Raw genomic sequence first — 24,308 nt, forward strand, 5'->3', positions numbered from 1 at the left:
GGAGGGAGGGAGAGACGGAAGGTGGGGTGCTGCGCTCAGGGCTCAGGGCTCAGGGCTCGCGGATCACATCGCGCCCACCGTGAGCAGGTCCGCCAGCGCGGAGCGCAGTTCGGCGCTGGCGAGCATCATGTGGCCGCCCCGCACGGTGGTGACCCGGCACGGCCCGGTGGTCTCCGCCGCCCACGCGGCCAGCCCCGGCGCGTCCACCACCGGGTCCAGGTCGCCGGCGAAGACATGCACCGGGCAGGACAGCGGCGGCAGTTCGGTGGGACGGCGGTAGGTCTCCGTCATCCGCAGGTCGGCGCGGAGCGGCGGAAGGAACAGGTCGAGCAGTTCAGGACTGTCCTCGACGGCGGGCAGCGCGCCCTCCAACGTCCGCAGGCCGCTCAGCAGTTGGGCGGGCGGCGCGTTGTGCAGCGGCGGCAGCGCGTGCGGGGTGCGGGGCGAATTGCGTCCCGAGACGATCAGGGCGGCGGGCGGCCCGACCAACTGCGAGAGCCGGTGAGTCAGTTCGAAGGCGACCACGGCGCCGAAGCTGTGCCCGAACACCGCGTAGGGTCCCTCGATACCGGGTGCCAGCTCGGCCGCGAGGGTACGGGTCAGCGTGCCGATGTCCTGGGCGAGCGGTTCGCCCCTGCGGCTGCCGTGGCCCGGCAGGTCGACCGGGCGGACCCGCGCCACCTCGGCGAGGCCGGGCCGCCACGCGTGGTACATCACCGCGCTGCCGCCGGCATGGGGCAGGCACAGCAACTGGGGCCGTAGGGCGGGAAGCAGCACGGCCGCGGACCTCCTGTGATCGGGCGCACCGGATGGTCCCTCGATCCTCGCCGTTGCGGCGGCACGGGGCCACGGCCGTGAGTACTCATCATTAATGAGGACCCGCACGTGAAGCGGAAGCGGCGCCTCCCCCGTAAGTACGCACTTCGGGGCGTGTGTGCGCGGGCGTAATTCATCAGGTCTGGTGAAGTCCTCCGGCGGCGCCCGTAGCTACGTTTGGGGCCCTGGCCGAGCCGACCGCGACTTCGTGGAGTCGGGGGTTCCGCCGTGTCAACCCCGGACTCCGGAAGGTCGCTACGCATGTCCGACAGTTCTGATCCGCAGCTCGGCTACGACGAAGTCCTCGCGGAGCTGAAGGAGTTCGTCGAAACGCGATTCCTGCCCGAGGGCGAGGAGGGAATCGAGCCCGATTCCCCGCTGCTCCAGCTCGGAATCCTCACGTCGCTGAACACCACCGAGCTGATCGCCCATATCCACGACAGGTACGGGCTGTTCATGCCGCCCGAGTACATCGTCGGCAGGAACTTCAAGAGCCTGGACGCCATCAGCAAGCTCGTGGTCCGGATCCAGACCGACCCCGCCGCCATGGCCTGACGCTCTGTCCGACGCCGCTGTGCCGCCGCCGCTTTGACGCGGACGCGAACCGCCCGACCGGAAGCGCGGCCCGTGCCGAGGCAGGGCCCGTCCGATCCGACTCAAGAGGAGCAGTCTTGTCCGCAGTCGACTATGACATCGGGATCATCGGTGGAGGCCCGGCAGGCTCCACCGCGGCCTCATACCTGACCAGGGCCGGACTCACCGTCGCGGTCTTCGAGGGGGAGACCTTCCCCCGCGAGCACGTCGGCGAGTCACTGGTGCCCGCCACCACCCCCGTACTGCGCGACATCGGCGCGCTCGACCTGGTCGAGCAGGCCGGATTCCCCCGCAAATTCGGCGCGGCCTGGACGTCCGCGGCACCGGCCGGCATCCCCACCATGGGCTTCGGCGGCCTCTCGCACGGCCTCGGCGCCGCCGAGATCGAATTCGACGAGCGCGACCAGCCCGGCGTCCTCCAGTCCCACACGTACCACGTGGACCGGGGCAAGTTCGACCAGCTCCTGCTCCAGCACGCCGCATCCTGCGGCGCGAAGGTCTTCGAGAACACCCGCATCGGCAGCGTCGACTTCTCCGGCGAGCACCCGGTGATCCACCCCGTCCGCGACAAGGACACCGGTGTCACCGTCCGCATGGTCGTGGACGCCAGCGGGCGCGGCACGATGCTCGGCCGCCAGCTCAAGCTCAAGGTCCCCGACCCGGTGTTCAACCAGTACGCGGTGCACACCTGGTTCGACGGCCTGGACCGCACGGCCCTCTCGCACGACAAGAAGAAGGCCGACTACATCTTCATCCACTTCCTGCCGCTGACCGACACCTGGGTCTGGCAGATCCCGATCACCGACACCATCACCAGCGTCGGCGTCGTCACGCAGAAGAAGCACTTCACCGCCTCCAAGGACGACCTGGAGGGCTTCTTCTGGGAGTGCGTGGGAAGCCGCCCCGAACTGCGCGCCGCGCTCGAGGACTCCGAGCGCGTACGCCCCTTCAAGGCCGAGGGCGACTACAGCTACGGCATGAAGGAGATCACCGGCGACAACTTCGTGCTGATCGGCGACGCCGCGCGCTTCGTGGACCCGATCTTCTCCAGCGGCGTCAGCGTCGCGCTCAACAGCGCCCGCATCGCGACCAAGGACATCATCGCGGCGGCGGAGGCCGGGGACTTCAGCAAGTCCCGCTTCACCGAGTACGAGCGGACGCTGCGGCGCGGGGTGAGCAACTGGTACGAGTTCATCTCCATCTACTACCGGCTGAACATCCTGTTCACCGCCTTCGTGCAGGACCCCAGGTACCGGCTCGACGTCCTCAAGATGCTCCAGGGCGACGTCTACGACGACGACGAACCGCGCGCGCTCGCCGCGATGCGGAAGATCGTCGCCACGGTCGAGAACGATCCCGACCACCTCTGGTACAAGCACCTGGGCAGCCTGTCCGCGCCCTCAGCGGCGGCGCTGTTCTGATGACCGATCAGGCCCCGGAGGCGGTGGCGATCATCGGTGCCGGCTGCCGCTTCCCGGGCGGCGTGGCGGACCTGGCCGGATTCTGGCGGGTGCTGCGGGACGGCACGGACGTGATCACCGAGATCCCGCCGTCCCGCTCCGACCTCGCCCGGCACTACGACCCGGACCCCGACGCGCCAGGCCGGACGTACACGCGCTGGGGCGGTTTCATCGAGGACGAGACGCGTTTCGACGCGGAGTTCTTCGGTATCGCCCCGCGCGAGGCCCGGCAGATCGACCCGCAGCAGCGGATGCTCATCGAGGTCGCCTGGGACGCGCTGGAACACGCCGGGATCGTCCCCGGCAGCCTCGCCGGCACCCGTACCTCCGTCTTCTCCGGCGGCCTGAGCGTCGACTACTTCCTGCGGCACTCCCGCGAGGCGGGCGTCCGCGGCATCGACCCCTGGTACGCCTCGGGCAAGGAGGCCAGCTTCGGCCCCGGCCGGCTGTCGTACCTGCTCGGCCTCAACGGCCCGAGCGTGGCGCTGAGCACCGCCTGCTCCTCGTCGCTGGTCGCCGTGCACCTCGCGCGGCAGAGCCTGCTCACGGGGGAGTCCGACACCGCGCTGGTCGGCGGCGTCAACCTGCTGCTCTCCGCCGAGCTGACGGTGTTCATGTCCAAGGTCGGCGCCATGGCCAAAGACGGGCACTGCAAGGTCTTCGACGCGGCGGCCGACGGAATCGTCCGCGGCGACGGCTGCGTGGTGCTCGTCCTCAAGCGGCTGACCGACGCGCTCGCCGACGGCGACCGCGTGCTGTCCGTGATCCGCGGCTCCGCCGTCAACCACGACGGGCACAGCGCGGGACTGACCGTGCCCAGCGCCGCCGCCCAGCAGTCGCTGCTGCGGGACGCCCTGGCCGCCGCGGACGTACGGCCCGACGAGATCGGCTACGTCGAGGCGCACGGCACCGGCACCCCGCTCGGCGACCCCATCGAGATGAGTGCGCTCGCCCGGATTCTCGGCGAAGGACGCGACGCGGAACACCCGCTGCTGGTCGGCTCGTTGAAGACCAACTTCGGGCACACCGACGGCGCGGCGGGCGCGGCCGGGCTCCTCAAGGCGGCACTGGCCGCACAGCACGGCGAGATCCCGCCGCATCTGCACCTGGACCGGCTCAACCCCGGTATCCGCTGGGACCGCTGGCCGGTGCGGGTGCCGACGGACCTCACCGCGTGGCCGGACGGCGGCGGGCGGCGACTGGCCGGCGTCAGCGCCTTCGGGCTCAGCGGCACCAACGCCCATGTGATCGTCGAGGCACCGCCAGCGGTCGCCCCGCCCGCCGAGGCGGCACAGGACCGGCCGTCCCGGCTGCTCCTGCCGGTCTCCGCGCGCTCCGGCGCCGCGCTGCGCGAACTGGCCCGTGCGCACCGCGACCGGCTGCTCGACCAGCCGGAGGCCGAACTGGCCGCGTACGTCACGGCGGCGGGCACCCGGCGCACCCAGCACCGCGAGCACCGCATCGCCGTCACCGGCAGGACGGCCGCCGAACTCGCCCAGGAACTCGGCGCGTTGCTGGAGACGTCTCTCGACTCCGCCGTGCCGGACCTGGCGGCGGAAGAGCGAGGCGGCGCGCAGTGGGGCGGCACGGACGCCGGGGACTTCGGCGACCCGGGCGACTCGGGCGACGACCTGCCGCAGGTCTGCTTCGTCTTCTCCGGGCAGGGCGGCCAGTGGACGGGCATGGGCCGCGAACTGCTGGCCCACGAGGACGCCTTCCGGACCGAACTGACCCGCGTGGACGAGCTGATCGCCGCGGAGGCGGGCTGGTCGGTGATCGGCGAACTGACCGCGGACGCCGAGCACTCCCGGCTGACCCGGACCGAATTCGCCCAGCCCGTCGTCTTCGCCGTGCAGGTGGCCGCCGCCGCGCTCTGGCGCTCCTGGGGCGTGGAGCCCGCCGCCGTCATCGGGCACAGCATGGGCGAGATCGCCGCCGCCCACGTGGCGGGCGCACTGACCCTCACCGACGCCGTACGCGTCATCGTGCACCGCGGACGCCTCCTCCAACGGGCCGAGGGCGGCGGCCGGATGGCCTCCGTGGCCCTCCCCGAAGCCGACCTGCTGCCGCTGCTCGCCGCATACGGCGACGACGTGACCGTGGCCGCCGTCAACGGTCCCGCGAGCACCGTCGTCTCCGGACGCACCGAGGCCGTCGAGGCCCTGGGCGCCGAACTGGCCGAGCTCGGCCACGGCTACCGCGCGATGCCCGGCGAATACGCCTTCCACAGCGCGCAGATGGCGCCCTACCAGGACGAACTCGTCGCCATGCTCGGCGAGATCACCCCGGCGAAGCCGCGCGTGCCGGTCCACCTCACCTGCGAGCCGGGCGCCGAGGGCCCCTTCGGCGCCGACTACTGGGGACGCAACCTCCGCCAGCCGGTCCGCTTCTCCGCCGCGCTCGGCCGCGCGCTCGACGCCGGTCACCGCCTCTTCGTGGAGCTGGGCCCGCACCCGGTGCTCGCCCAGCCCGTCGTCCAGAGCCTGGAGGACCGGGGAGTCGACGGGCTCGTCGTCCCCACCCTGCGCCGCGACACCGACGACGTCGCCACCGCGCGCACCTCGCTGGCCAGGCTCTACGCCGCCGGGGTCGACATCCGCTGGCCCGAGGTCAATCCGGGACCCACGTCCGTCACGGACCTGCCCGGCTACCCGTGGCAGGGCGACAAGCTGTGGTTCGACATCCCCGCGCCCGACGCGAACGCCGATGGCGACACCCTGCCGCAACTGAGCGCACTGCACGGTGAGTTGAAGCTGTACGACGAGGCCGGGCGGCTCGTCGCCGAGACCGTGGGGCTGCGCCTGAGCACTCCGGGCGCGCCGCTGTCCGAGACGGCGCCGCCCGCCCTGCCCGCGCCGGTGGACGCCGCTCCCGCCACCGCTCCGGCGACCCCGGCGCGCCCCAGCCGCGACCAGCTCGCCGACCTGGTCGCGGACGCCGCCGCGGAGGTGCTGGGGCTGGCCTCCGGCACCACCGTGGCGCGCGGTCGCGGCTTCACCGACCTCGGCATGGACAGCCTCGGCGCCGTCGAGCTGTGCAAGGTGCTGGAACGGTCCGTGCCGCTGAGGCTGCCGAAGACCGCGGCCTTCGACCACCCCACCGTGCGGCGGTTCGCCGACTACCTCGACGGCCTGCTCGGCGACGCCCCGGCTCCCGCGCCCGCCGTGGCCCGCACGACCGACACGGCGGCCGTGTCCCGTACGACCGACACGCCCGCGGCTCCGTCCGCGCCGACCGGCACGCCCGGCGCGCCCGAGCCGATCGCCGTCATCGGCGTCGGCTGCCGCTTCCCCGGCGGCGCCGAGGGCCCGGACGCCTACTGGCGGCTGCTGACCGCGGGCCGCGACGCCGTACGCCGCGCCCCCGACGGCCGCTTCGACGACCCGCGCGTGTGGTGGGGCGGCTTCCTGGACGACGACCCGGCGGGCTTCGACGCGCCGTTCTTCCGGATCCCGCCGCGCGAGGCCAAGGTGATGGACCCGCAGCAGCGGATGTTCCTCGAAGTGGCCTGGGAGGCGCTGGAACACGCGGGCGTCCCGCCGACCTCGCTCGCCGAGTCCCGCACCGGGGTCTTCCTCGGCATGAACTCCACCGACTACGCCCAGATCGTGGGCAGCCACCCCGACAACGTGGACGCCTTCTACGGCACCGGCACCTCCTTCAGCGCCGCCGCCGGCCGCCTGTCGTACCTGCTCGGCATGCGCGGCCCGAGCCTGGCCGTCGACACCGCCTGCTCGTCCTCGCTGGTCGCGGTGCACCTCGCGGTGGCCAGTCTGCGCTCGGGCGAGAGCGACCTCGCGGTCGCCGCGGGCGTCAATCTCATCCTCGGCCCCACCATCCACCGGGCCAGCGACGCCGCCGGGGCCCTCGCGGCCGACGGCCGGTGCAAGACCTTCGACGCCACCGCCGACGGATACACGCGGGGCGAGGGCTGCGGAGCCGTCATCCTCAAGCCGCTGTCCGCCGCCCGGCGCGACGGCGACCGGGTCCTGGCGCTGATCCTCGGCTCCGCCGTCAACCAGGACGGCGCCAGCAGCGGCTTCACCGCCCCCAACGGTCCCGCGCAGGAGACACTGCTGCGCGCCGCACTCGCCGACGCCCGCGTCGGCGCCGACGACATGGACTACGTCGAGGCGCACGGCACCGGCACCCCGCTCGGCGACCCGATCGAACTGCGGGCGCTCGGCGCCGCGTTGGCCGGACGGACGACCCAGCAGCCCTGCCTGGTCGGCTCGGTGAAGACCAACATCGGCCACCTGGAAGCCGCGTCCGGCATCGCGGGACTCATCAAGACCGTCCTGGCCCTGCGGCACGAGACGGTGCCCGCGCACCTGCACTTCACGCGGCCGAGCCCCGACATCCCCTGGGACGAACTGCCCCTGGACGTCCCGACCGAGGCCCGCCCGTGGGCCCGCGGCGAGCGCCGCAGGGTCGCCGGGGTCAGCGCCTTCGGCTTCAGCGGCACCAACGCGCACATCGTGCTCGCCGAGGCCCCCGCGACCGACGCCTCCGACGCATCCGACATCCCCGATGCTTCCGGCACCTCTGACACGGACGACGGCGCGGCCCTGACCGCCCGCCTCCACGTCCTGCCGCTGTCCGCCGCGTCCCCCGCCGCACTGCGCGACCGGGCCGCCGCCCTGCGCTCACTGCTCACCGCCGAGCCGGACGGCGACGCGACACGGGACGCGCACGGCGCGGAACCGGCCGCCGTGGCACGGACCCTGGCCGTACACCGCTCCCACCTCGACCACCGGCTGGTCGTCGTGGGCCGCGACCGCGCCGCGCTCGCCGAACGCCTGACCGCCGTCGCCGACGGTGACAGCGTCCCCGGCACTGTCCTCGGCAAGGCCGCCGCACGCGCACGCGGACCCGTCTTCGTCTTCTCCGGACACGGCTCCTACTGGCCCGCCATGGGCCGCTCCCTGCTGGCCGCCGACCCGGTGTTCCGGGACGCGATCGCGGACTGCGACGCCGCGCTCGCCCGCCACCTGGACTGGTCGGTGCGCGAAGCGCTGGAATCCGCGCGCGAGCCTTCGAACGAACTCGACCAGCAGATCATGCTCTTCGCCACCCAGTACGGCCTGACGGCGAGCTGGCGCGCCCTGGGCGTCGAGCCCGCCGCCGTGCTCGGCCACAGCATGGGCGAGGTGTCGGCCGCCCTGTGCGCGGGCGCGCTCGACCTGGCGCAGGCCGCGGAGATCATGGTGCGCCGCACCCACCTGCTGCGGGCCCTGGTCGGCCAGGGCGGCATGGCCGTGGTCGGCCTCGACGCCGACCGCACCGAGGACGAACTGGCACCGTACGGCGACCGGTTGTGCGTCGCCGTGGTCAACAGCCGACAGTCGACGGTGGTGTCGGGAGAGACGACCGCACTGGAGGAACTGGGCGCCCGAATGCGCGCGCGCAACGTGTTCTTCCGTGCGGTCAACGCCGGCGGCCCGGCCCACAGCCCCTGGGCCGAGCCGCTGCGCGAACAGCTTGTACACGCCCTGACCGGCCTGGCCCCGGCCGCCCCGCGCCTGCCGATGTACTCCTCGGTGGACGGCGCTCCGCTCGCCGCCGACACCCCCCTGGACGCCGCCTACTGGGGCCGGAACCTGCGGCAGACCGTACGGTTCGCCGACGCAGTACGCGCAGCGGCGGCGGACGGACACGACACCTTCGTGGAGCTGTCCGCCCACCCCATCCAACTCGTGCCCATCGAGCAGGAGTTGCGGGCCGCGGGCACCGACGGACTGTTCGTGCCGTCACTGCTGCGCGACCAGGACGGCCCGGAGTCGCTGCTCACCGGACTCGGCGCCCTGCACGTCGGCGGCCAGGCCGTGGACTGGCCGCGGCTGCACCCCGGGAACGGCCCGCTCGCCGAGCTGCCGACCTACCCGTGGGAGCACAAGCGGTACTGGGTCGACCAGCGCGACGCCGCCCCCGCGAACAAGGGCGCCCACCCGCTGCTGACCCGCGACGTCCGCACCCCGTCGGGCCGCGTCGTGGAGACGGACCTCGACGCCCGTACCGCCACCCGGCTCGGCGCCGAACCCGTCGGCGCCGCGCTGCGGGTGCCCGGCGCCACCTGGCTGGAGCTGGCCGTCGCCGCGGCCGGGACCGCCTTCGGCCCCGGCCGCCCCGTCCGCCTTGAGGACATCACCCTCGACCGCCCCCTGCTGGTCCCGGCCGACGGCTCCGTCACCACCCAACTCAGCTTGGAACGCGCCGCGTCGGGCGACCGGCCGGGTCTGGCGCTCACCTTGTGGGAGCCCGCCAGCGACGCCGCGCCGCGCCCCCGCCGCCTCGTCTCGGGCCGCGCCCTGCCAGGACGCGCGCCGTCCGACACCGCTGCGGACGCCCCGCCGCACCCGCGCGGCCCGGTCGACGAGGCCCTGCGCGCCTGGGTGGCCCGGCACGCCACCGGGGACTGCGCGCCGACCCCGGAATCGGCCCGGACCGCCGACGGCCGCATCGAACTGGAACTGCGGCTGCGCCCGGCCACCATGCGCTGGCACCTCGCCCCCGACCTCCTCGAACTCGCCCTGCGGCTGCCCGCGTTCCTGCTGTCCGCCGACCCGGCCGACCCGGCGCCGCTCCCCGCCTCCCTCGACAGCCTCACCCTGTACGCGGCCCCCGACGACCGCGTCCTCGTCACCGCCGCCCTGCGCCCCGACACCGCGGGCGACCCGACCGCCGACATCCGCCTGACCACCCCCGAGGGCCGGCCGCTCGCCGAGATCACCGGCCTGCGCCTCGCCCCGCCGCGAGGCCGCGTCCTCAACCAGGAGGAGACCGCGCGCCTCACCACCAGCCTGTACGTCCTCGGCTGGCAGGAGCGCCCGCTGACGGTCCGTCAGCCTGAGCAGCGGCCGGCCGAAACCCCGGCTCGGCTCGAAGCCGGGACTCCGCAGCGCGGCTTGACCGCCCATGTCCCCGCCCAGCGGGACGGCCTCGGCGCATCGCGGACCGACGACGACCCGTCCACAGCCGCCGGGGGAGCGGGGGCGCTCCTGACCGGACCCGTCACCGTCGTCCTCGCCGACCGCGGCGGCGTCGCCGAAGAACTGGCACGGGCACTGGCCGCACGAGGGCGGCCCACGACCCTGCTGGCGGCCGACGGCGAGCCCGACGCCGTACGGCAGCGACTCGCCGACGCGCTGCGGGAGTTGCGCACCGGGCCCGGCTGCCGGGACGTCGTGCACCTCGGGGCGCTGGACCTGCCGGAGCGGGACGAGCCCGACCCCCTCGCCGTGGCCGACGCGTGCGCGGGGGTGACGGCGGTCGCCTCCGTGACGGCGGCGGTCGGCAGCGGCGCACGCGTGCTGTACGTGACGCGGGGCGCGGTCGCGGTGGACGAGCTGGAACTGCCCGCCGCCGCACAGGCACCGCTGCGGCAGTCCGCGATCGTCTCCGGCGTGGAACGCCCCACCGCCTGGGGCGCCGCGCTCGACCTGGACCCGCTGACCTCGGGTGTGGAGGAGGACGCGGCGGCCGTCGCGGCCGAACTGCTCGCCCACGGCGCCGACCGCGCCGGAGGCGAGGACGTCGAGGACCAGATCGCGCTGCGCGCCGGACGCAGGCTCACCGCCCGGGTGCTGCGCGCCCCGGCCCCGCCGCCGCTGTTCGAGCCGGTCGAACTGGCCGCCGACCGCAGCTATCTGGTGGCGGGCGCGGAAGGACCGCTGCCCGACCGGGTGGCCGCCTGGCTGACCGCGCGCGGCGCGGGCCGCACGCTGGTCGTGCCCCGCGTGGAGGACGCCAAGCAGGCGACCCGGCTGATCGAGGACGAGGCCGCGGCCGGACACCCCGTCGCGGGCGTGATCTGGCTCGGCGTCGGCTGGAATCTGCCGATCGACCAGGAGCCGACCGCCGCCGCGATCGCCGAGGCGGTCGAGGACCGCGCCCGCGGCGCGTGGCTGCTGCACCAAGCAGCGCTCGACACGCGTACCGACCTGGACCTCTTCCAGGTGTGGGGTACCGTGGCGTCGGCCTGGGCGGCGATCGGGGCGGGCGTACAGGCCCCGGTGGACGCGCTGCTCACCGCCCTCGCCGGGCACCGGCGCGCCCTGGGCCTGCCGGTCTGCGGCATCGCCTGGGCGCCCTGGCTCGACGTGGATCTGCTGGACCGCGACAGCGCCAACCGGCTGACGCGCAGCGGCATGCGCCCGCTCCCGCCCGGCATCGCCGTGGAACTGCTCGACCGGATCACCGCGGCCGGCCTGACCGGCGCCGCCGCGGCCGACGCCGACTGGGGCCTGCTGCTGCCGCTCTACCAACAGGCCCGCCCCTGGCCGCTCTTCGACGCCCTGGCCGCCGAGGCGGCGGCTGCGCCCGGTGACTCCGGCGCGCTGCTGGACAAGCTGCGCTCACTGCCCGACGCGGCGCGCGGCGATCTGCTGCTGGAGTGCGTCCTGGAGGAGGTGGCGGTGGTGCTCGGCCTGGACGGACCCGGCGAACTGGAGCCCCGGCAGGGCTTCTTCGAGCTGGGCCTGAACTCCATCACGGCCCTGGAGATGAAGGTACGGCTGGAGCGCCGCTTCGGCAGCGCGCTCCCCGCGACCCTCGCCTTCGAATACCCGACGGGCGACGCCGTGGCCGGATTCCTCGCCGCCGAGGTGGTCGGCGGATCGGGCGACGAGCGGTCTGACGCGCCGCAGCCCGCCGCCGGCAGCGCCACCCGTACCGAAGACACCGGACGCGCCGAGAACGCCGCGACCACCGGACGCGCCGAAAGGACCGAAGGCGTCGAAGGCACCGCGGACAACGCCACCGTCACCGGCGACCTCACCGATGAAGACGACTACGACGACCCCGACGACGCGGACCTCTTCGCCCGTCTGGACGCCGAAGTCGCCGCCGTGAACGCCCTCATCGAGGGAGACAAGCGATGAACCAGCCCACCGACGGTGCCGGACCCCGCACATCGGACCGTACGCCGGAGCGCGCACCGGACCAACGGTCCCGCCTCGCCCAGGCATTGGAGACCATCGGGCGGCTGCGCACGATGGTCGAGGACCAACGGGCCGCGCTGCACAGCCCGGTGGCCGTCATCGGTGTCGGCTGCCGCTTCCCCGGCGGCGCCGACTCGCCCGAGCGCATGTGGGACCTGCTGCGCGACGGCGTGGACGCCATCGGCCCCTTCCCGCGTGACCGTTGGGACACCGACCCGTACTACGACCCCGACCCCGAGGCGCCCGCGAAGGCGTACGTCGTGGAAGGCGGGTTCCTGGACAGCGCCGACACCTTCGACGCGCAGCTCTTCGGGATCGCGCCGGGCGAAGCGCTCGGAATGGACCCCCAGCAGCGGATCGCGCTCGAAGTCGCCTGGGAGGCGCTGGAGCGGGCCGGCATCCCGCACGACTCGCTGGACGGCTCACGCACCGGCGTCTACATCGGCGCGAGCACCAGCGACTACGTACGGCTGCGGCAGCAGTACGGCGACCCGGCCGCGATCGACGGCTACCAACTCCTCGGCGAGAACAGCTTCATCGCCGGACGCATCGCGCACACCTTCGGGCTGCGCGGACCCGCGCAGGTCGTCGACACCGCCTGCTCCTCCTCACTGGTCGCCGTCCACCAGGCGTGCCAGGCCCTGCGCCTGGGCGAGACCGATCTGGCACTGGCGGGCGGGGTCAACGTCATCCTGTCCCCGTACGGCTTCGTGCTGGTCAGCAAGGCCGGGGCGGTCTCGCCCGACGCCCGCTGCAAGGCGTTCGACGCCTCCGCCGACGGCTACGCACGCGGCGAGGGCTGCGGTCTGGTGGTGCTCAAACGGCTCAGCGACGCGGTGGCCGACGGCGACCGGGTGCTCGCCGTCATCCGGGGCAGCGCCGTCAACCACGACGGCCACGCCAGCGGCATCTCCGTACCCAGCGGCAAGGCGCAGCAGGAGGTCATCCGCGCGGCCCTCGCCGACGCGGGAGTCGCCGCCGACCGGATCGGCTACGTCGAGGCGCACGGCACCGGCACCGCCCTCGGCGACCCCATCGAACTGCGCAGCCTGGAGACCGTCCTCGGCACCGGCCGTTCGGCGGATCACCCCGTCTACGTCGGGTCGGTGAAGACCAACGTCGGCCATCTGGAGGCGGCGGCGGGCATCGCCGGGCTGATCAAGAGCGTGCTGGCCGTCGGCCACGGCGAGATCCCGGCGAGCCTGCACTTCCGCACGCCCAACCCCAACGTCGACTGGGACGCGCTGCACCTGCGGGTCGCCGCCGAGCACACCCCGTGGCCGTCCGACGGGCAGCCGCGCACCGCGGGCCTCAGCTCGTTCGGCGCCAGCGGCACCAATGTCCACCTCGTCATCGAGGAACCGCCCGCCATGACCACCGAGCAGCCCGAGCCGGACCCGCGGCCGGGGCGGCAGGCAGAAGTGTTCGTCGCGTCGGCCCGCAGCGAACCGGCGCTGCGTGAACTCTCCCTGCGCTGGGCCGACTTCCTGCGCGCCAACCCGGCGACCCCGCTGGACTCCGTGGCCCGCACCATCGCCGCCGGCCGCTCACCGCAGCAGGTCCGCGCCGCCTTCACCGCCCGCGACACCGCCTCGCTCGCCGACCGGCTGCACGACTTCGGGACCGGCGACGGCGGTCCCGCCCCCCGCCGCGCCCAAGCCGCGCACCGCGTGAAGACCGCCTTCATGTTCACCGGCCAGGGCGCCCAGTTCGCGGGCATGGGACGGGAGTTGTACGAGGCCGAGCCGGTGTTCCGGCAGGCTCTGGAGCGCTGCGCCGAGATCGTCGACCCGGTCCTGGACCGACCGCTGCTGGAGGTCGTCCACCCCGTCGAGCCCGACGGCTCGCTCGACAGGACCGGCTACACCCAACCCGCGCTGTTCGCCGTCGAATTCGCGCTCGCCGAGCTGTGGGCGTCCTGGGGCGTCCGCCCCGCCGCCGTGATCGGCCACAGCGTCGGCGAGTACGCGGCGGCGTGCGTCGCCGGAGCGGTGGACCTGGAGGACGCGCTCGGGCTGATCGCCCTGCGGGCCCGGCTGATGGAGTCGGTGACCGCGCCCGGCGCGATGCTCGCCGTACAACTGGACGCGCAGGCCGCCGAGCGGGCCATCGGCTCCCGCGCCGACCTGGTCGCCGTCGCCGCCGTCAACGGGCCCCAGGACACGGTCCTTTCCGGCGATGCCGACGCCATCGCGGAGATCCGGGCTGAGCTGGCCCGCGAGGGTGTGACCGCCAAACCGCTGACCGTCTCGCACGCCTTCCACTCGCCGCTGCTCGACCCGGTCCTCGCCCCGCTGGAGGAGGCGGCGGCGAAGATCACCTTCCGTGAGCCGCGCGTCCCGCTGATCTCCAACCTCACCGGCCGGCCGCTGGACCGCGCCACCCTCGCGGACCCCGGCTACTGGGCCCGGCACGCCCGGCAGCCCGTCCGCTTCCACGACGGCGTGCTGGCACTGCGCGAGACCGGTGTCGGCGCCTTCGTGGAGATCGGCCCCGGCCGGACCCTGCTCGGCCTGGCCGCCCGCGCCCTGCCCGACCCCGACCTGCTGTGGCTGCCGTCCCTGCGGCGCGGCCGGCCCGAGGCCGAGCAGGTCCTGGGGAGCCTGGGCGCGCTGCACGCCTGGGGCGTACCCGTCGACTGGTCGCGGGTGCACCCGGCCACCGCCGACCGGCACGTACCGCTGCCCACGTACGCCTTCCAGCGGCTGCGACTGAACTTCCCGCTGGCCGACGACACCTCTCCGGTACTGCCAGGACCCGGCGGGGCGGTCGCGGACCCCGAAGCCGGGGACTACCCGCAGTACGCGGTGGAGTGGCGCCGCTCGCCGCGCGCGGGCCGCGCCGCGGATCCGGCCGGGCGCACCCTGCTGTTCACCGACACCACGGGGGTCGGTGAGCGGCTGGCGGCGGAGCTGTCCTCGCTCGGCGGGGAGTGCGTGCTGGCCAGGATCGGCGACGGTCCGGCCGGGCTGCCGGGCGCCAGGAGCGTCCCCGCGGGCGATCCCGCCGCGCTGCGCGCGCTGCTGGCCGACGTCGGCCCGGTCGACCGGATCGTGCACCTGGCGGCCCTCGACGCGCCCGGCGGCGACAAGACCACCGTCGAGGACCTGGCGCGGGCCCGTGTGACGGGACCCGAGACCGTGGTGCACCTGATCCAGGCGCTCGCCGAAGGAGCCGCCCAGGCGCCTCCCGGCTCCGCCTCCGAAGCCGCCACCGCCGGGGCCCGGCCGCCCCGGCTGTGGCTGGTCACCCGCGGCGCGCAGGCCACCGGCGAGGAGGAGGCCCCCGAGGGCCTGGCGGGATCGCTGCTCACCGGCCTCGCCAAGGTCGTCTCGCTGGAACACGCCGACCTGTGGGGCGGGGCCGTCGACCTGGACCCGCAAGGCGGCGCGGCCGACAGCGGCGCCGCGGAACTGGCCGAGGAACTGCTCCTCGGCGACGAGGACGACGAGGTCGCCTACCGCGGCGGCGCCCGCCTCGTCCCCCGTCTGATCCGCTCCGGCCCCCCGGCCGACGACGCCCCGCGCCTCCAAGTGACCGGCGAAGGAAGCTACTTGATCACCGGCGGGCTCGGCGGCCTCGGGCTGACGCTGGCCGAGTGGCTGGTCGGCCTCGGCGCCCGGCACCTGGTCCTCACCGGCCGCGCGGGCCTGCCCCCGCGTCAGAGCTGGGACGACCCGGCGCTCCCCGCGCCCGTCGCCGAGCGGGTCGCCGCCATCCGCGCCCTGGAGACCGAGGGCGCGCGGGTGACCGTCGCCGCCGCCGACGTGGGCGACGAGGCGGGCATGGCGGCGGTCCTCGCGGACATCGCCGACAGCGGGCAGCCGCTGCGCGGCGTCATCCACGCCGCGGGCCTGGCCGGGGCGCAGAACATCGCGGAGGCCGACCCCGAGTCGCTGCACGCCGTGCTGCTGCCCAAGGTCGAGGGAGCCTGGACGTTGCACCGGTTGCTGGACGGCGCACCGCTGGACTTCTTCCTGCTGATGTCGTCCATCGCCTCCGTGTGGGGTTCGGCGCACCTGGGCGCGTACGCCTCGGCCAACCGCTTCCTCGACGCGCTCGCCGCCTACCGGCGCGGCACCGGCGCCACCGCGCTCAGCGTGAGCTGGGGCCCCTGGCGGGTGGCCAGCGGCCTGGGCGGCGACGAGCTGATGGCCCGTCTGGAGGCCCTGGGGCTCCGGGCGATCGACCCGGAGACCGGGCTGCGGCACCTGGGCCCGCTGCTCGCCTCCGACACCGCGCACGCCGTGGTCTCCGGCGCCGACTGGACGACGCTCGGCCCGCTGCTGGAATCGCGCCGCGCCCGCCCGCTGCTGACCGAGGTCCGCGCCGACAGCGCCGGTCCCGGCCAGGACCAGGGTCCCTCCGAACACCTGCGGGCCGTCCTGGACGCGCCCGCCGACCAGCGCGAACCGCTGCTCGACGGCTACGTCAGAACGGTCCTCGCCGACCACCTCGGCGTCGCGCTCACCGAGATCACCGACGACATCAGCCTTCTCGACCTGGGACTGGACTCGCTGGGGGTGACGCAGGTCATCGCCCGCTACCGCGCCGACCTGGCCCTGCGCCTGGAACCCCGTCCCTTCTTCGAGGAACCGGCCGTCCACTGGGCACGGCTGCTCGCCGCCGAGGTCGCCCGTCAGCACTGACCCACCGATCCGGCTGCACCGGCCGAAGCCCCAGGACACACCGCCGTATCCCAGGAGGTCGCAGATGAACACCCGCCACGACGTAGCCATTCTCGGCGCAGGCATCGCCGGTTCGATCCTGGGCGCCGTACTCGCCCGCAACGGCGCCAAGGTGCTGCTGCTGGACGCCGGCACCCACCCGCGGTTCGCCATCGGGGAGTCCACCATCCCCTACACCTCGGTGCTGATGAAGGTCGTCAGCGCCCGCTACGACGTGCCGGAGATCGCCCACCTCGCCAGCTTCCAGAGCGTACGCAAGCACGTGACCGGGGCCTGCGGCGTCAAGCGCAACTTCGGCTTCGTCTACCAGCGCGAGGGCCAGGCCCAACGGCCCGACGAGGTCAACCAGTTCGTCATCCCGAAGATGCTGCACACCGAGAACCACTTCTACCGGCAGGACATCGACGCCTACATGGCGTACACCGCCGCCTCCTACGGCGCGGTCCTGCGGCAGCAGACCCGGATCCAGGACGTCGACATCGACGGCTCGGGCGTCACCTTGACCACCGACCGCGGCGAGACCTTCCAGGCCCGCTACGTGGTCGACGCCAGCGGCCACCGCTCCCCGGTCGCCGAGCACTTCGGCCTGCGCGAACAGCCCACCCGCTTCAAGCACCACTCGCGCTCGCTGTTCACGCACATGGTGGGCGTCACCCCGTACGACGACGTCATGCGCAACCCGTCGCAGTACGGCAACCCCAGCCCGTGGCACCAGGGCACCTTGCACCACGTCTTCGACGGCGGCTGGCTGTGGGTGATCCCCTTCGACAACAACAAGGGCGGCACCAACCGGCTGTGCAGCGTCGGCCTCACCCTGGACCCGCGCCGCCACCCGCGGCCCGACGGCCCGCCGCAGCAGGAATTCGACGAATTCCTCAGCCGGTTCCCCGACATCGCACCGCAGTTCAAGAACGCCCGCCCGGTCCGCGAGTGGGTCTCCACCGGCCGGTTGCAGTACTCGACCACCAGCACCGTCGGCGACCGCTTCTGCATCACCGCGCACGCCGCCGGATTCATCGACGCGCTCTACTCCCGCGGCCTGACCAACACCCTCGAAGTCGTCAACGTCCTGGGCTACCGGCTGCTCGACGCGATCCGCGACGACGACTTCTCCCGCGAACGCTTCGCCTTCGTCGAGCAGTTGGAGCAGGGCCTGCTCAGCGCCAACGACGACCTGGTCAACAGCTCCTTCATCGCCTTCCGCGACTACGAGATGTGGAACGCGGTCTTCAGGACCTGGGCGATCTCCACCGTGCTCGGCACCTTCCACCTCGAAGGCGTCTACGACCGGCTGCGGCGCGGCGGCGACACCGGCCCGCTGCGCGAGATGGAGCACTCCAAGTACCTCGGCTCGCCCTTCCCCACCCACGACGGCTGCAACGAACTACTGCGCCACACCACCGCCGTCAGCGAGCAGGTGGAGAACGGCACCATCACACCGCAGGAGGCGACCCGGCGGCTGTTCGCGCAGCTCTCCGCCGCCGACTTCATCCCGCCGCCGCTCAACCTCGACAAGCCGGGCAACCACTTCTTCCACGCGACCCCCGCGCGCATGGCGCGCACCGTCGCCTGGGCCCGGACCAAGGCACCCGCCGACATCGCGGGCACGGTGACCCACGCCATGCGCGGCTTCGCCATGGAACGCGTCGCGCACGGCGGCTGACCCATCCGTATCCGACCCGAACAGGTGATGGGCACCATGAGAACCGACCCCGACCACATCGGAGACGACCAGCGTGACCCGGACGTCACCGTCCTGGGCACCGGGATCACGGCCACCTCGCTGGCCGTGATCCTCGCCCGGCACGGCCTGCGCGTCCTGCTGCTCGGCGAGCACGACACGTCCGGCAGCGAGCCGGGTGAGATGACGCTGCCGTGCACCTCGTTCCTCTACGAGGTGATCGCCGAGCGCTTCCGGGTGCCGGAGATCGCGCTGCTCGCCGACGCGGGACGGGTCGGACGCGAACTGTCGTACAACTGCGGCGTGCAGCGCACCCTCGGCTTCGTGCACCACCACGAGGGCGCCGGGCACCGGCGGGCCGACTCCCTCCAGTTCAACATCCCCTCGGAGCACGGCGAGAGCCGCTTCTACCGGCCCGACCTGGACGCCTGGATGCTCGCCGCGGCCGTCGGGTACGGCGCCCGGGTACGGCAGCGGGTCCGGGTCGACAAGGCCGTCGCCGAGGACGACCGGGTACGCCTGACCCTGACCTCGGGCGAGGAGATACGCACCCGCTTCGTGGTCGACACCGGCGGCCCCGACTCGGCCGTGGCCCGCGCGCTCGGCGCCGAGCGGGTCTCCGGGGGCACCGGCACGCGGGTGATCGGCGCGCACGCCGTCGGCGTACGGCCGTACGAGTGGGTCGCGCCGGTCCTCAAGGGTTCGCACCCCTGGTCGCAGGGCACCTTGCACCACGTCTTCGACGGCGGCTGGATACAGGTCGGCCACTTCCGCAACGGCTCGGGTACGCCGGCCGGCTCCGCGCTCGCCACCGTCACCCTGTCGCTGGACGCCGCCCGCTTCCCCCGGCAGGGGACCGACGGCTGGGAGGAGATCCTTGCCCGCGCCGCCCGCCACCCGGCCGTCGCCGCCCAACTCGCCGACGCCCAGCCGATGTTCTGCTGGACGGCCGACTCCGGCCAGTGGCACGCCTCGCGCACCGTGGGCGACCGCATGCTGCTGCTCGACGGCTCCGCGCTCGGCGGCGACCCGGTCCTCGGCCGCGACCTCTACACCTCCGCCCAACTCGTCTACTCCGCGGCCTCCGACATCCTCGCCGCGGCCAGGGACGACGACTGGTCGGCGGGCCGCTTCCGTTATCTGGAGCGTTTGCAGCACGGCATGGCGGACCGTCAGGACCGCCTGGTGGACGCCGCGTTGACCGCCAGCTCGCACCCCGCGCTGTGGAGTGCGACGGCCAGGGTCTGGCTGCTGGGCACCATGTTCGACGCGCTCTCCCTCAAGCGGAGCGCCAAGACGATGGCGTCCGGCGCCGCCGAGGCCGCCCTCACCTCGCTGCGCGCCGACCCCGCCACCGGTGTCTGCCACGAGACGCTGCCGGAATACCGCGAGCTGCTCGACTTCACCCTCGCCGCCTGCCGCGACACCGCCGAGGGCCGCGCCACCGCCCGCCAGAGCGCCGACCGGATCTTCGTCCGCCTGCGGAACGAAGCGATGGTGCCGCCGATCTACGGCTTCGGCGACCCCACCGACCGCGAGTACGTCCTCACCACCCCGCAACGGGTGCGCACCCTGCTGTGGGCGCGCAAGGAAGCACCACCGGGAGTGCTGCGCCTGGTGCGGCCCTACGGCGCGCGCGGCGGCGGAAAAGACCTCGGCCATGACGACTGACCAGGAACAGGACATCCGACGCAGACTCGCCCACCTGGGGATCGTGGACATGGAAGCAGACACCGGAACCAAGAGGTTCCCCGCCCAGGCCCTGCCGCCGGAGCCGTCCGCCATGCGCCAGGTGTGCGGGCACTTCACCACCGGCATCACCGTTGTCACCAGCGTGATCGACGGGCAATGGGTCGGCGCCACCGTCAACTCCTTCACCTCCGTCTCGCTGGAACCGCCCCTGGTGCTGTTCTGCCTGCGGCACGACTCCCGGCTGCTGGCCGCCGTCCGCGCCACCGGGACCTTCGCCGTGAGCATCCTCGGCGCGGCACAGGGCCCGGTCGCCATGGGCTTCGCCGCACCGGGACCGACCCGCTTCGACGGGCTGGACTGCCTCAGCGGCAGCGCCGGCGCGCCCATCCTGCGCGACGCCATCGGCTACCTGGAGTGCAAGGTCGCCGACGAGTACCACGGCGGTGACCACCGGATCGTGGTCGGCGCCGTCACCTCGCTCGGCACGCTGGAGGACGACGGCCCGCTCACCTTCTACCGCGGACGGCTCGCCCGGCTCGACAAGGAGCGCTGACCATGAGCATCGACCTGACGCGACAGCCCGTCGCCGAGGCCGTGCCCCCGAACCCCGACCCCTCCGCGCCGCTCGACCTGCGCACCCTGCCCGAGGTGCGCACCCTGGTGGACGCGCTGCGGCTGCGCGCCGCGACACGGCCGGACGACACCGCCTTCGTCTTCCTGCACGACGGCGAGGAGCCGCAGGACCCGCTGACCTACGGCGCCCTCGACGCCGACGCCCGGCGGCACGCCGTCGCGCTCACCGCGGCCGGACTCGCCGGCCGCAACGCCGTACTGCTCTACCCCTCAGGATTCGATTTCGTCCGCGCCCTGCTCGGCTGCATGTACGCGGGCATCGCCGCGGCGCCGGTCCAGGTGCCCAGCCGGGTCAGCGGACTCCAGCGGCTGCGCGGCATCGCCGACGACGCGGACACCCACGCCGTCCTCACCACGGCCGCCGTGGCACGCGAGCTGCGGGAGCGGTTCGGCGACCGCCCGGAGCTGACCGGCCTGACGCTGATCCCCACCGACGAACTGCCCGAGGACGCCGCCGGGGGCGCGGACCCGGAGCAGTGGCACGGCACCCTGCCGGGACCGGGCGACACCGCGCTGCTCCAGTACACCTCGGGGTCGACCGGCGACCCCAAGGGCGTGATGGTCACCCACGCCAACTTCATGGCCAACGCGCGGGAGACCGACGACCTGTGGCCCTGCGGCCCCGGCGCCACCGTGGTGTCCTGGCTGCCGCTCTTCCACGACATGGGCATGCTGTTCGGGATCGTGCTGCCGCTGTGGGCGGGCCCGACCTCGTACCTGATGACACCCGAGGCGTTCATCCGCCGCCCGGCCCGCTGGCTGGAGGCGATCTCGCGGTTCCGCGGCACGCACGCCGCCGCGCCCGGCTTCGCGTACGACCTGTGCGTGTCAGCCGCCGCGGAAGGCCGGATCGGCCCCGGCCTCGACCTGTCCAGTTGGCAGGTCGCGGGCAACGGCGCGGAACCGGTGCGCTGGCGGACCATCGAGAACTTCGCCGCCGCCTTCGCCCCCGCGCGCTTCGACCCGCGCGCGATGTGCCCCGGCTACGGGCTCGCCGAGAACACCCTGAAGGCCACCGGCGACCGCGTCGACCGGGAACCCGCCGCCCTGTGGGTCTCCGACGACGCCCTGCGGGACGGCGTGGTCCGGCAGGTCGACGCGGACGCGCCCGGCGCCGTGCCGATCGTCGGCTGCGGCGCGCCGGAGCCCGGGACCCGGATCAGGATCGTCGACCCCGCGACCCTGAACCCGCTGCCCGACGGCCGCGTCGGCGAGATCTGGATCAACGGACCCTGCGTCGCGGCCGGCTACTGGGGCCGCCCGGAGGCGAGCAAGGAGACCTTCTGGGCCCGCACCGCCCCCGCCGCCGACGACAGCCACGAATACCTGCGCACCGGCGACCTCGGCTTCCTCCACGACGGCACCCTGTACATCAACGGGCGGCTCAAGGACCTCGTCATCCGCGCGGGCCGCAACCACTACCCGCAGGACATCGAACTGTCCGCCGAGACCGCCGCCCCCGGCCTGCGCCCCAACTGCGCTGCGGCCTTCTCCGTGGACGACGGCAGCACCGAGAAACTGGTCGTCGTCGTGGAGGCCGACGGGCGGACCCTGCGCGAGACCGGTACGGAACGGCTGCACAGGCTTGTACGTGAGGCGGTCTGGGACAATCATCGGCTGGAGGCGGACGACGTACTGCTGGTGCGGCGCGGCACTCTGCCCAAGACCTCCAGCGGCAAGGTGCGACGCCGCGCCTGCCGACAGCTCTACACGGACGGATCGCTGGCCGACGCCGTCGTACGAAGCGGCTGACGTCCGGGCCCCGCGACGCCCGCACGGCCAGGTCATGACGCACCGAGGAGACACCGTGTCCGCAAGCCCAGGAAGAGGAACCACCGCCGAGCGGCTGTCCGAACTCACCCGCAGGCGGGCCGAGTCGGCGCGGCTGGCGACCGACGCACCAGCCGTCGCGCGCCAGCACGACAAGGGCAAGCTCACCGCCCGCGAACGCATCGACGCCCTGGTCGACCCGGGCAGCTTCGTCGAGCTGGACGCCATGGCCAGGCACCGCTGCCACGACTTCGGCATGGACCGCCAGCGTCCGCTCGGCGACGGCGTGATCACCGGATACGCCACGATCGACGGCCGCCGGGTCTGCCTGTTCGCCCAGGACTTCACCGTCTTCGGCGGCAGCCTCGGCGAGGTCTACGGCGAGAAGATCCTCAAGGTGATGGACCTGGCGCTGCGCACCGGCTGCCCGATCATCGGCATCAACGACTCGGGCGGCGCCCGCATCCAGGAGGGCGTGGTCTCCCTCGCCCTCTACGCCGAACTGGTCAAGCGGCACGTCCAGGCGTCCGGCGTCATCCCGCAGATCTCCCTGATGACCGGCCCCTGCGCGGGCGGCGCCGTCTACGCTCCGGCGATCACCGACTTCATCGTCATGGTGGAGGGCATCTCCCACATGTTCGTCACCGGGCCCGACGTGCTGAAGACGGTGACCGGCCACCAGATCGACCGCGAGGAACTGGGCGGCGGCTACAGCCACAACGCCGTCTCGGGCAACGCCCACCACCTCGCGCGCGACGAGAAGGAGGCGTTCGAGTACGTCCGCCTGCTCCTCGGCTACCTCCCGTCGAACAACATGGACGACGCGCCCGACTACGAGGTGCGCGCCGCGGAGGAGTTTACCGCCGCCGACCTCGCGCTCGACGAGCTGATCCCCGACGAGGCCAACCGGCCCTACGACATGCACCAGGTGATCCACACCGTCCTCGACGACGGCGAGCTCCTCGAAACGCAGGAACTGTTCGCCCGCAACATCATCTGCGGTTTCGGCCGGGTGGAGGGCCGCAGTGTCGGCGTGGTCGCCAACCAGCCCTCTCACATGGCCGGGGCGCTCGACATCGACGCCAGCGAGAAGGCCGCCCGCTTCATCCGCACCTGCGACGCCTTCCACATCCCCGTCCTCACCTTCGTGGACGTCCCCGGCTTCCTGCCGGGCCTGGAGCAGGAACGCGGCGGCATCATCCGGCGCGGCGCCAAGCTGATCTACGCCTACGCCGAGGCCACCGTCCCCATGGTCACGGTCGTCACCCGCAAGGCGTACGGCGGCGGGTACGGCGTCATGGGCTCCAAGCACCTCGGCACCGACGTCAACCTCGCCTGGCCCACCGCCGAGATCGCCGTCATGGGCGGCGAGAGCGCGGTCACCGTCCTGCACCGCCGCGCCGTCGAGCAGGCCGAGGACCCGGCCGCCGAGCGCGACCGGCTGCGCGCCGAGTACGAACAGGCGCTGTGCAACCCCTACGTCGCCGCCGAGCGGGGCTACGTGGACGCGGTGATCATGCCGCACGAGACCCGCGGGCAGGTGGCCCAGGCGCTACGCGCGCTCGCCGACAAGCGGGTGACGCGGTTGCCGCGCAAGCACGGGAACATCCCGCTGTGAGCGGCGCGCGCGACCCCGACATCCGGGTGGTGCGGGGCGAGCCCACCGCCGAGGAGCTGGCCGCGCTGCTCGCGGTGTGGGCGGGCGCCGGCGCCGCGCTCGGTGACGAGCCCGCGGCGCGGCGGTCACCTTCGCGGCGATCGTGGCGGCGGGGCACGGTGCCCGCCCCGGACCGCGGCCCCGGCCAGTGGCGGCGCGGCGGCCGGAGCGGCGGCTGGACGCCGTGAGCGCGGCCGTCCGCCGCGCGGCCCCCTGACCGCCGCGGGGCGTCGGAGCCGGGAAGCCGCCGGGGTCGGGGAAGCCGAACCAGCCAAATGAGCCAAGGGAGCCATCGTGCGCAAGGTGCTCATCGCGAACCGCGGTGAAATTGCTGTCCGCGTTGCCCGTGCCTGCCGGGATGCGGGGATCGCGAGTGTG

Annotated in this window: 12 protein-coding genes; 11 read left to right on the forward strand and 1 reads right to left on the reverse strand. The window is 73.6% G+C overall.

The features are described from left to right. Positions 1–63 precede the first annotated feature (63 nt). Positions 64–777 carry a thioesterase II family protein gene (locus ACZ37P_RS32745; RefSeq protein ID WP_401720547.1) on the reverse strand — a complete coding sequence of 238 codons (714 nt, stop codon included), beginning with the start codon at positions 775–777 and terminating at the stop codon, positions 64–66. 300 nt (positions 778–1,077) lie between these two features. On the opposite strand from ACZ37P_RS32745, the gene ACZ37P_RS32750 reads away from it, so the two are divergent. From ACZ37P_RS32750 to ACZ37P_RS32800, 11 genes are all read left to right on the forward strand, one after another. Beyond that, a complete protein-coding gene (locus ACZ37P_RS32750; protein WP_355334794.1) occupies positions 1,078–1,371 on the forward strand; it encodes an acyl carrier protein in 294 nt (97 codons plus the stop codon). 116 nt (positions 1,372–1,487) lie between these two features. After that, positions 1,488–2,831 (forward strand): NAD(P)/FAD-dependent oxidoreductase, encoded by a 1,344-nt coding sequence (locus ACZ37P_RS32755; RefSeq protein WP_355334791.1) that lies wholly within the window; start codon positions 1,488–1,490, stop codon positions 2,829–2,831. After that, complete coding sequence (locus tag ACZ37P_RS32760; protein ID WP_467349988.1) at positions 2,831–11,749, forward strand: type I polyketide synthase; 8,919 nt, start codon at positions 2,831–2,833, stop codon at positions 11,747–11,749. The genes ACZ37P_RS32755 and ACZ37P_RS32760 overlap by 1 nt, the downstream gene beginning before the upstream one ends. Then, the gene (locus ACZ37P_RS32765) at positions 11,746–16,458 is read left to right on the forward strand and encodes a type I polyketide synthase (protein ID WP_467349990.1); all 4,713 of its coding nucleotides are present in this window, start codon (positions 11,746–11,748) and stop codon (positions 16,456–16,458) included. The genes ACZ37P_RS32760 and ACZ37P_RS32765 overlap by 4 nt, the downstream gene beginning before the upstream one ends. 64 nt (positions 16,459–16,522) lie before the next feature. Next, on the forward strand, positions 16,523–18,160 hold the full coding sequence (locus ACZ37P_RS32770; RefSeq protein WP_355334782.1) for an NAD(P)/FAD-dependent oxidoreductase: 1,638 nt from the start codon (positions 16,523–16,525) through the stop codon (positions 18,158–18,160). Between the two features lie 36 nt (positions 18,161–18,196). After that, positions 18,197–19,849 carry an NAD(P)/FAD-dependent oxidoreductase gene (locus tag ACZ37P_RS32775; RefSeq protein ID WP_467349992.1) on the forward strand — a complete coding sequence of 551 codons (1,653 nt, stop codon included), beginning with the start codon at positions 18,197–18,199 and terminating at the stop codon, positions 19,847–19,849. Then, complete coding sequence (locus tag ACZ37P_RS32780) at positions 19,839–20,423, forward strand: flavin reductase family protein (protein ID WP_391047680.1); 585 nt, start codon at positions 19,839–19,841, stop codon at positions 20,421–20,423. Before ACZ37P_RS32775 ends, ACZ37P_RS32780 begins: the two co-directional genes overlap by 11 nt. A 2-nt stretch (positions 20,424–20,425) precedes the next feature. After that, entirely contained in the window at positions 20,426–22,255 is a 1,830-nt protein-coding gene (locus tag ACZ37P_RS32785) for a fatty acyl-AMP ligase (RefSeq protein WP_467349994.1), read from the forward strand. Positions 22,256–22,289: 34 nt separating this feature from the next. Further along, on the forward strand, positions 22,290–23,891 hold the full coding sequence (locus tag ACZ37P_RS32790; protein WP_391047674.1) for an acyl-CoA carboxylase subunit beta: 1,602 nt from the start codon (positions 22,290–22,292) through the stop codon (positions 23,889–23,891). Beyond that, a complete protein-coding gene (locus ACZ37P_RS32795) occupies positions 23,888–24,118 on the forward strand; it encodes an acyl-CoA carboxylase subunit epsilon (protein ID WP_391047672.1) in 231 nt (76 codons plus the stop codon). Before ACZ37P_RS32790 ends, ACZ37P_RS32795 begins: the two co-directional genes overlap by 4 nt. Before the next feature lie 106 nt (positions 24,119–24,224). Further along, on the forward strand, positions 24,225–24,308 hold an 84-nt coding region (locus tag ACZ37P_RS32800; protein WP_355335748.1), incomplete at its 3' end, for a biotin carboxylase N-terminal domain-containing protein.

The sequence above is a fragment of the Streptomyces sp. NPDC024632 genome, from assembly GCF_055559175.1.

Bases quoted from the DNA above. Each gene is read 5' to 3' on its own strand.
- ACZ37P_RS32780 (WP_391047680.1), top strand. From the start codon at position 19,839: ATGACGACTGACCAGGAACAGGACATCCGACGCAGACTCGCCCACCTG.
- ACZ37P_RS32750 (WP_355334794.1), top strand. From the start codon at position 1,078: ATGTCCGACAGTTCTGATCCGCAGCTCGGCTACGACGAAGTCCTCGCG.
- ACZ37P_RS32775 (WP_467349992.1), top strand. From the start codon at position 18,197: ATGAGAACCGACCCCGACCACATCGGAGACGACCAGCGTGACCCGGAC.
- ACZ37P_RS32790 (WP_391047674.1), top strand. From the start codon at position 22,290: ATGACGCACCGAGGAGACACCGTGTCCGCAAGCCCAGGAAGAGGAACC.
- ACZ37P_RS32785 (WP_467349994.1), top strand. From the start codon at position 20,426: ATGAGCATCGACCTGACGCGACAGCCCGTCGCCGAGGCCGTGCCCCCG.
- ACZ37P_RS32765 (WP_467349990.1), top strand. From the start codon at position 11,746: ATGAACCAGCCCACCGACGGTGCCGGACCCCGCACATCGGACCGTACG.
- ACZ37P_RS32760 (WP_467349988.1), top strand. From the start codon at position 2,831: ATGACCGATCAGGCCCCGGAGGCGGTGGCGATCATCGGTGCCGGCTGC.
- ACZ37P_RS32770 (WP_355334782.1), top strand. From the start codon at position 16,523: ATGAACACCCGCCACGACGTAGCCATTCTCGGCGCAGGCATCGCCGGT.